Raw genomic sequence first — 12,439 nt, 5'->3', positions numbered from 1 at the left:
AGCTGCTATAGGACAGCTTATGTTTGTTTTTAGCTGATCAGCTGCATAATCTCCAAAGCGACTTTCAACGCTTCCGTTCCGTCTTCAAGAGAAACTTCTACATTTTTACCGCTTGTGATGGCATCCGCAAAAGAATTCAACTCATCCAGAATAGCATTGTTGGACTGAATATTCGGGTATTCAAACAGAATCTGATTCTTTTCTCCATCCGCATTTTCAATGATCATATCAAATGGAGTGGGGTTTTCGGGAGCATCTTTCATTCTGATCACTTCAGCCTTTTTCTCAAGGAAATCTACAGAGATATAGGCATCTTTCTGGAAGAATCTGCTTTTTCTCATTGCCTTCATAGAAATTCTGGAAGTGGTGAGATTGGCAACACATCCGTTTTCAAACTCTATCCTTGCATTGGCAATATCCGGAGTCTTACTTACCACACAAACACCACTTGCATGGATGTTTTTAACCTTAGATTTAGCCATACTCAGTAGAATATCCAGGTCATGGATCATAAGGTCCAATACTACAGAAACATCTGTCCCGCGGGGATTAAATTCTGCAAGTCTGTGGATTTCTATGAACATCGGATTGCTGATATATTCCTTAGTGGCAATAAAAGCCGGATTGTATCGCTCAACGTGCCCTACCTGTGCTTTAATTCCTTTTTCCTGGCATAAGCGTAAAATTTCTTCTGCCTGCTCAAGAGTCTGTGTTACCGGTTTTTCAATAAAGAAATGCAGCCCTTTTTCAATAGCTTTTAAAGCATAATCATAATGATAAACTGTAGGAGTGACAATATCAAGCATGTCAATCTGCTCAAGCAATTCATCAAAATTTTCAAAATATTTATATCCGAATTCGGCTTCTAATTTCTTTCCGTTTTCAACATCTTTATCATGGAAACCTACAAACTCATATCTATCTGACTGATTAAGAAGTTTTAAATGTATTTTCCCCAAGTGTCCGGCACCTACCAAACCTGCTTTTAACATAGCTGTATTAAATTTTTGTAAATATAGTGAATGTACATTTATAAAATACATGACTTTTCACTTGGAGATATTTAAGTTTGAACGCATGTATTTATTAGAGAAATTACAGTAAATTCACGGTTAGAAAAAATAATGATGAAAAGAATAATTTCGATATTACTCATCTTAGGATTATGTACTGCCGGATGTATAGGAGATAGTCCATATGACCCGCAGGCTCAATGTGGAACTCCGGAAAATTTGATATTTGAAAAAGGAAGTAACCAGCTTTCCTGGAATATGATTAGCCAGGGGGAAGGATATTATGAAATACAGTATGGAGAGCAAGGTTTTACTTTAGGAAATGGAACAACAGTTGTAACCTATAAGAATTCCTATAGTCTACCATTGTATAAGAATAATAAATATGATCTTTACGTAAGAAAAAATTGCGGAATAGACAATGGCCGGAGCAACTGGGCGGGACCTGTTACCGTTTTGGCCAGTAATACAACAACCTGTATAAAACCGGGATATGCAACGTATTCAAAAACTACTTCTTCCGTTTATTCCTCCACTTTTGATGCTACAGTAACCTGGGAAAATGATGGCATTTCTGCATATGAAACTGTTTTGACAACCAGTTCTGCACCACCTGCGAGCGGAGAATTAGTGATTTCAGGTCAAAAAGCCATTTATATAGGATTAAGTAAAACAATGAACTATAATTTTTTTGTCAGAAAGAAATGTGCTGATAATACCTTCAGCGATTTTTACGGACCTTATCCAATAAAATGGAATTGAGAAATAAGAAGAAAGCAGTCATTTTTTGATTGCTTATTTTTTTGGATAATTCTTTGCCCCAATTTCTGAATCTAACTTCTAATTTCTTATTTTTGTCAAATGCAGGATTCGTTTGTACATAAAGGAAAAAGAAAGATTTTAGTTGACTACCTTCGAAACAGAATTGGAATTTCGGACGAAAATGTACTTTCGGCAATGAGTGAAGTTCCGAGACACCTTTTTATTGAAAGTATTTTTGAAGATTTTGCCTATGAAGACAGGGCATTTCCTATTCTGGCACATCAGACCATTTCCCACCCTTCAACGGTGGCAGAGCAGTCTGAGCTGCTGAAGGTAAAGCCGGGTGAAAAAGTTCTGGAGATTGGTACCGGATGCGGATATCAGACGGCTGTTTTATTGGCTATGAAAGCCCATGTATATACGGTTGAAAGGCAGAAAGATCTATTTGATTTTTCCAAAAAGAAACTCAGAGAACTTCATCTGTTTCCAAAATTTCAGAGCTTTGGAGATGGTTTTGCCGGGCTTCCTACTTTTGCTCCCTTTGATAAAATTATTGTAACCTGTGGTGCTTCTACCTTACCGACAGAGCTTTTAAAACAACTGAACATCGGAGGAATCATGGTGATTCCATTGGGACCTACTGATGAACAGGTTTTATACAGATTTACCAAAATAGGTCCTACAGAATTTGAAAAAGAAGAATTCGGGGCTTACAAATTTGTTCCGATGCTTGGAAAAACCAATCAATAGTACGGAATTGGTAAAAGAACTGGTCTCAAACACGAGTTCCATCAATTATCAATCTTATCAATAGAAACGGACTTTAGTCCGTTTTCTTATAAATAAATATTCAACCGGCTTTAGCCAAAATTTAAAATATTTTAACTGATTTCGGAATGAAAATTGGACTCATGTGAGAACCCAATCACTAAAATCTATTATTATGGATACAAACAGATTCAAAGCGTCACATGATTTTAGTAATCTTCAGAAAAACCTGAATAATAATCCGGGATATAGCGTAGAAAGTTATTCCCAACAGGTAAAAGATTACATTCATGACATGAAAAGCAGGAATCAGGAAGCGACCAAACAGGGATTTATGACACAATCTCAGAAATCCGCGAAAGAAGTTTGGACAGAAATTCAGGAAATTGCTTCTGAAGCCTGGGAGAAAAGCAAAGATCATTCAGATGAAAAGAAATAATTTTTAATATTAAAGTTCATGAACCTTACTTTTTGCGAGTGAGGTTTTTTATTTACCATCATTAATCCATCACAATGAAAGTCTTTATCAATAAAAAAATTCCCGAAACAGGAATTAAAATGCTGGAAGAAGCAGGACTGGAAATTACAGTTCCGGAAAAAGAAAACCTTTCTTATGAAGAATGGCTGAATTACTGTAAAAATACCGATACCCTTGTAAGCATTGGGGCAGAATTTAAATATGACAGAAGCTTCTTTGAAGCCTGCCCGAATGTAAAAGCCATTGCTTTATATTCTGTGGGATTCGATCATGTAGATATCAAAGAAGCTACCCAAAGAAATATTCCTGTGGGTAATACGCCTGATGTTTTGAGCAGAGCCACTTCAGATGTTGCTTTTTTACTCATGCAGTCCGTAGCAAGAAGAGCAAGCTACAATTTCCGGAAAGTAAAAGACGGAAGCTGGGGTGCATTTGATCCTTTGCATGCTTTAGGACAAGAGCTTTATGGGAAAACCTTGGGGATTTTTGGACTAGGGCGTATTGGTTATGAAATGGCTGAGAAATCTAAGAAGGCTTTTGGAATGAATATCATTTACCATAACCGTCATCATAATGAAGAAGCGGAACAGGAATTGGGAGCAGCTTATGTTTCTTTTGAAGAGCTGATCAAAAACTCAGATGTACTGAGCATTCATGCCAATTTTACTCCTGACCATAAAGAATTATTCAATGAGTCCATATTTGAACAGATGAAGCCGGATGCTATTTTCATCAATACGGCCAGAGGAGGATTTCACAATCAAAAAGATTTGTATCAGGCGTTGGTTGATCAAAAAATATGGGGAGCGGGTCTTGATGTTACTAACCCGGAACCTATGTCAGCAGATGATCCTATTCTTGAACTTTCAAGTGTCTGTATTTTGCCGCACATTGGTTCTGCCACTATTGAAGCCCGAAACGGGATGGCAAGACTGGCTGCAGGAAACATCATTGCTTTTTCAAAAAATGAAAAAATGCCGCATTGTGCAAATCCTGACGTTTATTCTGCTCATTCATCATAACTTGGAATTATTTTTGTTCTGATTATATAAACCTAAAATCTTAAATATTATGGCACCAGAGAAAAATATTAATCAACAGAACAAGAGGTTAGAACAGATGGATTATAACCCCAACGAAGATATATTTAAGAGAGAAAAACATATTTCGCTTGACGGAGACGGGAATCCTATTTTAGATGAAGATTTTGACGAAGATAAAATAGATAAAGGCTTAGATATTCCGGGAGTGGATGACGATGATGAAATGGAAGAAATAGGAGAAGAAGATGAAGAGAACAACTATTGGAGCCTCAGCGATAATGAAGATGACCATGAAGAAGAAAATGATGATGTTTTAACTTAAACTTCGATGATAACAGACTAGCCTTGCTGAATTTCAGTGAGGTTTTTTGTTAAACAGAAACTTTTCCTTACATAAATGTTTGAATTACTGGGCTGAATCATGTTAATTAATATCAGTATTTTTGCTGAAAACTAATTTTAAACTTTATGATGATGAGTTTCTATACCAGAGCACTACTGGTTTCTTTTTTTAGTGTTATTTTTTCTAATCTTTATTCTCAAGATAAGTATATAAAAGACCCTGATTTTAATGCGGCTTTTCAAACCAATAAATATTTTATTGATGGCAAACGGGAAATCGATTTTAGTATTTCCCAGCCAGACGGGAAAATTCTTGTAGTATATAAAACATTTATGCCTGTTCCGGGAGGTGATATTTACAATATGGTAAGGATCAATCCTGATAATTCCATAGATCCCACTTTTACAACAGCTGTTTTTAACAGGTTTGTGAAAAGTGTCGCTTTGCAGAGCGATGGTAAAATTCTGGTAGCAGGAGGGTTCACTTTACATAATAATGTGGCTTCAAAATATATGGTAAGGCTTACTGCCAATGGAACTAAAGATGCTACTTTCAATATTGGAAACTTTTCATTTCCTCAATTTACCGATAATCCTTCTGTAAACAAAGTAGCAGTGCTTGCCGGAGATAAGATTCTGCTTGGGGGTAATTTTATAACCTATAATGGAGCAACCAAAAAATATATTTTAAAATTGAATACAAACGGATCTGTAGATTCATCATTTGATTTTGATTTTACAGGATATGATTCTGATGTCAGTAATTTTGAACTTCAGCCAGATGGTAAAATTATAACGACTTACTATTTCAATCGTATTTTAAGACATAATGTAAACGGATCTGCCGATACTTCATTTACCCAACCTGATTATTCCAATTTTAGTGGAGTGGGAATTAAAACGGTTGCTGTGAGAAACGATGGTAAAATTTATATTGGCGGAAAATTTATTTTTGGCGGAAATAACCAGTTTTTAATGAGACTGAATGCAGATGGAACAAGAGATCTGGGATTTGTAGTGAAAAGCTTTTATCAGAATTATCCTTCAGGAACTGGTCTTGACGGAGTTTATTCAATCCTTTTACAGCCGGATGGAAAGGCCTTGGTGGGAGGAAGTTTTAAATCGTATGGCGGGCAGTCTGCACCAGGAATTATGCGTTTAAATGATGATGGTTCACTGGATCCTGCTTTTCAGGGGAAAGTAACACGGCTTATCAATGGATATGGATTTTCAGACTATGTTAATAATCTTAGCTTCCATTCGAGCGGGAATGTTATTGCTACCGGTTCTATGAAATATTATAATGAAGATGTGGCAGGGAATATGGTGATGTTTTCTCCTCTGGCCGGAGATAGAATTTCTACGTTTCAAAATATTTGTAAAGGTTTTGACACTGCTCCCAATAAAATATTTATGCAGCCGGACGGGAAAATTATTGTGACAGGTAATTTTTATGCTTATAACGGACAGCCAAGTGATAGGATTGTGCGTCTAAATGCTGACGGAAGTGTTGATAATGGCTTTAAAGTGCCATCACCATTATTATTTCACTCGTCTCAAGAACCTGCTGATATTAAATTCTTACCCAATGGTAAAATATTACTGGGAACAGAAGGAACAATACACGGAGGTGAAAATGGAGGAGGAGTTGTAAGGTTGAATTATGACGGAAGCTTAGATCCTACATTTTTTAGCTTGGTAGGCAATGATCGGGGGTTATTTGGATCCTTAAAATTTAAGAACTTTATCCTGTTTAATGATAATAAGATACTAGTTCCGGGAATGTCTTATTATGTTAAAAATAATGTATCGGTTCCTATTGATAATAAATTCGTAGTCCTGGATCAGGCCGGAAATATAGATACCACCATAGATTATGCAGAGCCTTACAGTTTGCTTAGCAGACTTAAATTACTGCCTGATGGAAAGATCCTGTTAACGGGTTATGACACTAGTTTATCTAAAAGTGTAATGGCCAGACTTTTACCAAATGGACAAATAGACGGAACCTTTACAACAATAACATCTCAACCGAATATTAATGACATGTATCCTGCACCGGATGGAAAAATCTATGCGATTTCCAATCTGATTTTTGGACATAAACTAATGCGATTTAACGAAGACGGAACAGTGGATAATTCATTTATTGCACAATCTTATGATGATGGAATGACTACCAGAGAACAGCCATTTGAATTTGAAAATAATGGTAAGTTTTTTACCGCTTTCACAGAGCTTTTCAACTTTAAAGGGCTGGTAAGACATAATCCCAATGGAACGGTAGATCCTACTTTTGATATCGGAACCGGTTTTGTAACACCATACCCTAATAATTATTCAGATGACGTATCTTCAATTAAGAGACAAGGAAATGGTTTTCTTGTAGGCGGTGAGTTCAGGGAATTTGATGGTCAGCCCGTGAGAGGGCTTGTCAGGCTTATTCCTCAAACAACTTTGCATACCCGAGAAGAGAAAACGGGTAAGAAAAACATGATCTATCCTAATCCGACAACAGGTATTCTGAATGTAAAAACAGAAGGCTTGAATCAATATCAAATTGTAGATAATTTGGGAAGAGTAGTAATCAAATCAGCTGAATTAAAACCAACAATTGATGTTTCTCATCTTCCTATAGGGGTATATTACATCCATCTAAAAGGAAACAAAGAAAATTTTGTTGAAAAATTTATAAAAAAATAAAACTCAAGGTATTTTTAACAAATACTGTACATAAGACCTTACTGAATTTCAGTAAGGTTTTTTTGTATTGAATAATGACTTTCTTTGGAGGGGAATTGAGGCACGTTTATTCAAACATACTATTAATATCATACTGTGAATGATATCTGCGTTCAATAACCCTAAACCCTAAGCCATTTTCATCCTTTCACTTGCCTATATTTTCTAATTTGAATATCTTTAAAACTTCAAACATTGTTTAAAACATAGATCTTTAAATAGCAATATGACATTTCAAGAACAGATACAGCAGGGGATTCCTGATCAGCTGCCACAACCAAAACCATACGAGACCAATATCAACCATGCTCCGAAGCGTAAAGAAATCCTGGGGGAAGAAGAAAAAAAACTGGCATTAAAGAATGCATTACGTTATTTTGAACCTCAGTTTCATGCAGAACTGATTCCTGAATTTAAACAGGAACTGGAAGATTACGGAAGAATTTATATGTACCGTTTCCGTCCGGATTATGAAATGAAGGCGAGACCTATTACAGATTATCCGGGACAATCTGAGCAGGCAAAAGCGATCATGCTGATGATTCAGAACAATCTGGATTATGCAGTAGCACAGCATCCTCACGAATTGATTACCTATGGTGGAAACGGAGCTGTATTCTCCAACTGGGCTCAGTATCTGCTGACCATGAAATATCTTTCGGAAATGAGCAACGAGCAGACATTGGTGATGTATTCAGGACACCCGATGGGACTGTTCCCGTCTCATAAAGATGCACCAAGAGTGGTTGTAACCAATGGAATGATGATCCCGAATTATTCAAAACCAGATGATTGGGAGAAATTCAATGCATTGGGCGTTACACAATACGGACAGATGACGGCAGGAAGTTATATGTATATTGGTCCGCAGGGAATTGTTCACGGGACCACGATTACAGCATTAAATGCTTTCAGAAAAATTAAAAAAGAGCCTAAAGGAGGACTTTTCGTGACTTCAGGATTAGGAGGAATGAGCGGTGCTCAGCCAAAAGCTGGTAACATCGCCGGTTGCGTTACTGTATGCGCAGAAGTAAATCCGAAAATTACTAAAATCCGTCACGATCAGAAATGGGTGAATGAGATCTATGAAGACCTTGATGCACTGGTTAAAAGAGTAAGAGAAGCACAGGCTAACAAAGAAACGGTTTCGCTGGCTTACCTTGGAAACATTGTTGACGTGTGGGAGAAATTCGATCAGGAAGATTTAAGAATTGATATAGGTTCAGACCAAACTTCACTTCACAATCCTTGGGCTGGAGGTTATTATCCGGTAGGACAGACATTTGAAGAGTCTAATACCATGATGGCTGAAAACCCGGAACTATTCAAAGAAAAAGTTCAGGAAACATTGAGAAGACATGCTGCAGCCATCAACAAACATACAGCAAAAGGAACCTACTTTTTCGATTATGGAAATGCCTTTTTATTGGAAGCTTCAAGAGCGGGAGCAGATGTAATGGCAGAAAATCCGACATTGGGAAGAGAATTCAAATATCCGAGTTATGTACAGGATATCATGGGGCCTATGTGTTTTGATTATGGTTTCGGGCCGTTCCGTTGGGTATGTTCCAGCGGAAATCCGGAAGATCTGCAGAAAACGGATGATATTGCTTGTGCAGTATTGGAAGAAATGGTAAAAAACTCTCCTGAAGAGATCCAGCAGCAGATGAAAGACAACATCCAGTGGATCAAAGGAGCACAGGAAAATAAACTGGTAGTAGGTTCGCAGGCGAGAATCCTTTATGCAGATGCAGAAGGAAGAATGAAAATTGCAGAAGCCTTCAACAAAGCTATTAAAAATAGAGAAATAGGACCTGTAGTATTGGGTAGAGACCACCATGATGTTTCAGGAACAGATTCTCCTTACAGAGAGACTTCCAATATCTATGACGGATCAAGATTTACCGCAGATATGGCCATTCACAATGTGATTGGTGACAGTTTCCGAGGGGCTACCTGGGTTTCCATTCACAATGGTGGTGGAGTAGGCTGGGGTGAAGTGATCAACGGTGGTTTCGGAATGCTTCTGGACGGAAGCGATGATGCCGACAGAAGACTGAAGTCTATGCTTTTCTGGGATGTAAACAACGGAATCTCAAGAAGAAGCTGGGCAAGAAACGAAGGTGCTGTTTTCGCGATTAAAAGAGCCATGGAAGCAGAACCTAATCTGAAGGTAACTCTTCCGAATCTGGTAGATGAAAATTTACTGTAAAACATTTTAGATATAAATAAAACCTGCTGTGAAGCAGGTTTTATTCTTTAGGCTGATATTATTTCTAGTACTTTTTCTTTTTCACTCCACAAAATAGGTTCTCGTGAAGATTTTTCATGAAGCAATTCTAGCAAACTTTCAGAACGTGATTTTACGAAGCCATCACAAGAATCGTTAATTATAGATATCTTTTCTGTAATATCTTTATTTTCTACAGATTTTTCTGATATTTCAAAATTAACAATTGATTTTCTTAACCCACTTTCAAAATATTGTGGGGTTGAGCCTGTTACATATGTCAATAAATTGAGCTTATTACCCTTAAATATAATCGCATTAAATTTTATGTTTTTTAAATCTTTCAAATATCTGTCTATCCTGACATTTTGATTATAATGTTGCTTTAAAAAATTATTTGCTTCAGTTCTAAAATTTTCTTTTTCTCGATCATCTTTTTCATCTTTATACCTCAAGCAATAAGCATTAATAACTCCAACTAAAAAATTAGCCATATCAAAAACAAGAGATGCAATATTAGAAATGTTTTCTGTAGATTTATAATAGAAAATATTTTTTTCAGTATCCTCTGTTTGTTTTACATCGTAGGTATATAAGTATGATTGCTTAATTCTTTCAGTAATTTCTTCTTGTTCCTCATTGAAAGATATTTCATAATAGTTTTGATCTAGCCAGCCATAATCAGAAACAATATATTTACCATTTTTACTTTTATAGATAAAAACAGAAATAAACTTAAAGTTAATTGTAGAATAACCTGTAATAATTTCTATGAAGTTATTTCTAACTCTTGCACTAGTTAAGTTGCAAAAAGATGATTTTACTAAATTTATTATTTCATCATTTTCCATTATTCAAAATTTAAGTCATCAAAATTAACCATTTCTTCATAGTTGTAATTCAATGTTGCTTCTTTCAAAACAATTTCAGGACAATCTTTATTTCTAGATTTTGAATTGGTTTCTTGACAAAATAAAGATACTCCAAAATTTATATCATCAACAATAATTTTAGCAGTCTCTTCATTTTTTAGGATGCCATTTTTATAAGCTATGGAAATTCCGTCTGAATTGAATGTATTAAAATGGGGAGTTGTAACTATTTGTTCGCTTAAGGGAATATTCTCATCATAATTTCGATGTGCAGGACCATCTGAATCAAAACGAAAAAAAGGAGTTTTACAAAACTTTTGACTTCTGAACTTTAGGCCATATTTTTTGTTAAGCTTTTTCTTTTCTACAATAAACTCTAAATCATCGAATTCTAATTCTATTTCAGTGTCAGAATTGCCAATCGTCCAATCTTTTTTTGTTTCTTTTTCAACTAAAATAATTTGATCCTTAGTGATAGTTTTCCTCTTTTCAAAGAGCTCTTGAAATTTAATAAAGTTGTCCTTTATTTCGAAAATTGTTTTACTTGCCATACTTTAAAAATTATAATAATATTAATTAATAGACTAGTGCAAGCTTAGGTTCTTTTACTAGTAATGCGATAATGTACTACTTATGCTCAACAATTGCCTGTAAAAAATCTAGAGTTTGTCTTAGTTTTAATAATTTATTTTCTTCCATTTCTTCGGGATTAAAATGCATAACCTCATTTCGAGTTATATTTACATCAGTAAGCATTTTTTGTAGGATAACTCTATCGATTTTAATTTCTAATTTTTTAAAAAGATTTTCATTTTCAATAATTCTTACATAATGTCCAAATGTTAAATCAGATAAGTGTCTGATCTCTTTGTTATATTTTTCCAGATCTAAAACAGTATTTATGTCATCCAGAGTTAATTTGTCATCTAAAATTTGACGAATTAAATTTTCAATTTGTTCAATAAGTAAAAAAGGTTCTGATAAGATAAGAAACTGCTCTCCAATGTCAGTTGCGGTAACAATTCCAGAAATATCTTTTTTTGAATCCTTAACTAAAACAACTTCTTTGTCTAATATTATTTTAACTGCTTTAAAAAGAGGTTCATCATAATTTAATACTTCTACAGACTCATAACAATCTTTAACGAATTCGCATTTCTTTCCTAATGCTAATGCCATTCCTATACTTTTCCAACTAACTAAACCAAAAGCTTCTTTAGAACCTGATAGAATTGGGAGTTGTGAATAATTATGTTTTATCATTAAAGTTATTGCTTCGGTTATAGAAGTTTCTTTTCGTACTGAAACTAAACCATAAATATTATCAGGGCAATTTAAATCTGAAGATTTTATAATATTTAAACGAGGAATAACATCAACATATTTGGCTTTTTTTAATTCTCCATTTGATTGTATTGTAGGTTTCAATGAAATTTCCACAGAACCATAAAAATTAGTTCTATCTAATGGAGGTTTCATTTCCAATTCATATTTTTCTAACCAGGAATTTACATTTTCAATGACTCGCCATCCACGTTTTGCCACACCATAATACGATATAACTTGTTTCGTTGATATTTTTTCAGACTTTTTTTGCTTCTTTATTTCTTGTAAAAACTCTTCTAGTTTATTCATTGGCTATAATTTTAGTCAGTTTCAAAAGAGTATTTAAAATATCTTGTATTCAATAAACGTCACATCTGATTCAACCAAATCAACTTCGTCTGTAGATTGATTTATTAAAAATTCAATTGATTTGTTATTTTTAAATTGAGTATTTAGAGAGCTTGTTGAGCCTTCTATAAATTGGATTAGTAATCTTGCATCAGCAATTACTTGCTTTATGATTATTTTATTTCGATTCTGATTTTCTTTATCCTCTTCGATATTTATTATTTGCACATACTCAATACTTTCAACGGGTTTCCCTTTTGAATCTTTGAATCCTTTTAATAATTTTTCTTTGATTAGTTTTATTAATTCCTCTTGAATTTTTTTTTCATCTTTTTCTAACATATTTTATTTTTTAGTATGATTGTTTTGTTACATATTACTTGGAGCGAAAATAAACCTTACATTCACATGTTTACTATCGAATCCTTAACTCTCAAATATAAAAAACTACTATTACAATAATCTCCGTATTTCTACGGAAATTTCCCCAAATATAAACTACATCATTCTCAAAG

General features: G+C 34.7%; 12 protein-coding genes. 7 read left to right on the top strand and 5 right to left on the bottom strand.

What is annotated here, in order from left to right; genetic code table 11:
• Nucleotides 1–29: 29 nt before the first annotated feature.
• Entirely contained in the window at nucleotides 30–992 is a 963-nt protein-coding gene (locus FW781_RS03920) for a Gfo/Idh/MocA family protein (protein ID WP_149386215.1), read from the bottom strand.
• A gap of 132 nt (nucleotides 993–1,124) precedes the next feature.
• On the opposite strand from FW781_RS03920, the gene FW781_RS03915 reads away from it, so the two are divergent.
• The 7 genes from FW781_RS03915 to FW781_RS03885 all read left to right on the top strand — a co-directional run bounded on the left by FW781_RS03915 (nucleotide 1,125) and on the right by FW781_RS03885 (nucleotide 9,360).
• Nucleotides 1,125–1,775, top strand: coding sequence for a hypothetical protein (locus tag FW781_RS03915; protein WP_149386214.1), 651 nt, complete (start codon nucleotides 1,125–1,127; stop codon nucleotides 1,773–1,775).
• A 99-nt stretch (nucleotides 1,776–1,874) separates the two neighbouring features.
• On the top strand, nucleotides 1,875–2,525 hold the full coding sequence (locus FW781_RS03910) for a protein-L-isoaspartate(D-aspartate) O-methyltransferase (protein ID WP_149386213.1): 651 nt from the start codon (nucleotides 1,875–1,877) through the stop codon (nucleotides 2,523–2,525).
• A 193-nt stretch (nucleotides 2,526–2,718) separates the two neighbouring features.
• A complete protein-coding gene (locus FW781_RS03905) occupies nucleotides 2,719–2,982 on the top strand; it encodes a prevent-host-death protein (protein ID WP_149386212.1) in 264 nt (87 codons plus the stop codon).
• A gap of 74 nt (nucleotides 2,983–3,056) precedes the next feature.
• The gene (locus FW781_RS03900) at nucleotides 3,057–4,043 is read left to right on the top strand and encodes a 2-hydroxyacid dehydrogenase (RefSeq protein ID WP_149386211.1); all 987 of its coding nucleotides are present in this window, start codon (nucleotides 3,057–3,059) and stop codon (nucleotides 4,041–4,043) included.
• A 49-nt stretch (nucleotides 4,044–4,092) separates the two neighbouring features.
• Complete coding sequence (locus FW781_RS03895) at nucleotides 4,093–4,386, top strand: hypothetical protein (protein WP_149386210.1); 294 nt, start codon at nucleotides 4,093–4,095, stop codon at nucleotides 4,384–4,386.
• A gap of 152 nt (nucleotides 4,387–4,538) precedes the next feature.
• Nucleotides 4,539–7,109, top strand: coding sequence for a T9SS type A sorting domain-containing protein (locus FW781_RS03890; protein ID WP_172625657.1), 2,571 nt, complete (start codon nucleotides 4,539–4,541; stop codon nucleotides 7,107–7,109).
• A gap of 265 nt (nucleotides 7,110–7,374) precedes the next feature.
• Nucleotides 7,375–9,360 carry a urocanate hydratase gene (locus FW781_RS03885; protein WP_149386208.1) on the top strand — a complete coding sequence of 662 codons (1,986 nt, stop codon included), beginning with the start codon at nucleotides 7,375–7,377 and terminating at the stop codon, nucleotides 9,358–9,360.
• A gap of 47 nt (nucleotides 9,361–9,407) precedes the next feature.
• Here the strand turns inward: FW781_RS03885 and FW781_RS03880 are convergent, their stop codons facing one another.
• The 4 genes from FW781_RS03880 to FW781_RS03865 all read right to left on the bottom strand — a co-directional run bounded on the left by FW781_RS03880 (nucleotide 9,408) and on the right by FW781_RS03865 (nucleotide 12,266).
• On the bottom strand, nucleotides 9,408–10,229 hold the full coding sequence (locus FW781_RS03880; protein WP_149386207.1) for a hypothetical protein: 822 nt from the start codon (nucleotides 10,227–10,229) through the stop codon (nucleotides 9,408–9,410).
• Nucleotides 10,229–10,801: a hypothetical protein gene (locus tag FW781_RS03875; protein ID WP_149386206.1), complete on the bottom strand. Its 573-nt coding sequence runs from the start codon at nucleotides 10,799–10,801 to the stop codon at nucleotides 10,229–10,231. The genes FW781_RS03880 and FW781_RS03875 overlap by 1 nt, the downstream gene beginning before the upstream one ends.
• Nucleotides 10,802–10,877: 76 nt before the next feature.
• Complete coding sequence (locus tag FW781_RS03870) at nucleotides 10,878–11,885, bottom strand: CBS domain-containing protein (protein WP_149386205.1); 1,008 nt, start codon at nucleotides 11,883–11,885, stop codon at nucleotides 10,878–10,880.
• Nucleotides 11,886–11,918: 33 nt separating this feature from the next.
• Entirely contained in the window at nucleotides 11,919–12,266 is a 348-nt protein-coding gene (locus FW781_RS03865) for a hypothetical protein (protein ID WP_149386204.1), read from the bottom strand.
• Nucleotides 12,267–12,439: the final 173 nt, after the last annotated feature.

Origin of the sequence: Chryseobacterium panacisoli (assembly GCF_008274625.1) — a bacterium.
Classification (GTDB): Bacteria; Bacteroidota; Bacteroidia; order Flavobacteriales; family Weeksellaceae; genus Chryseobacterium; species Chryseobacterium panacisoli.
The sequence above is the reverse complement of the archived record's forward strand: the minus strand, read 5'-3'. Positions and strand labels throughout refer to the sequence as shown.

Coding starts and splice junctions, on each gene's coding strand:
- FW781_RS03865 (WP_149386204.1), bottom strand. CDS start 12,266: ATGTTAGAAAAAGATGAAAAAAAAATTCAAGAGGAATTAATAAAACTA.
- FW781_RS03895 (WP_149386210.1), top strand. CDS start 4,093: ATGGCACCAGAGAAAAATATTAATCAACAGAACAAGAGGTTAGAACAG.
- FW781_RS03885 (WP_149386208.1), top strand. CDS start 7,375: ATGACATTTCAAGAACAGATACAGCAGGGGATTCCTGATCAGCTGCCA.
- FW781_RS03870 (WP_149386205.1), bottom strand. CDS start 11,885: ATGAATAAACTAGAAGAGTTTTTACAAGAAATAAAGAAGCAAAAAAAG.
- FW781_RS03900 (WP_149386211.1), top strand. CDS start 3,057: ATGAAAGTCTTTATCAATAAAAAAATTCCCGAAACAGGAATTAAAATG.
- FW781_RS03920 (WP_149386215.1), bottom strand. CDS start 992: ATGTTAAAAGCAGGTTTGGTAGGTGCCGGACACTTGGGGAAAATACAT.
- FW781_RS03875 (WP_149386206.1), bottom strand. CDS start 10,801: ATGGCAAGTAAAACAATTTTCGAAATAAAGGACAACTTTATTAAATTT.
- FW781_RS03880 (WP_149386207.1), bottom strand. CDS start 10,229: ATGGAAAATGATGAAATAATAAATTTAGTAAAATCATCTTTTTGCAAC.
- FW781_RS03915 (WP_149386214.1), top strand. CDS start 1,125: ATGATGAAAAGAATAATTTCGATATTACTCATCTTAGGATTATGTACT.
- FW781_RS03890 (WP_172625657.1), top strand. CDS start 4,539: ATGAGTTTCTATACCAGAGCACTACTGGTTTCTTTTTTTAGTGTTATT.
- FW781_RS03905 (WP_149386212.1), top strand. CDS start 2,719: ATGGATACAAACAGATTCAAAGCGTCACATGATTTTAGTAATCTTCAG.
- FW781_RS03910 (WP_149386213.1), top strand. CDS start 1,875: ATGCAGGATTCGTTTGTACATAAAGGAAAAAGAAAGATTTTAGTTGAC.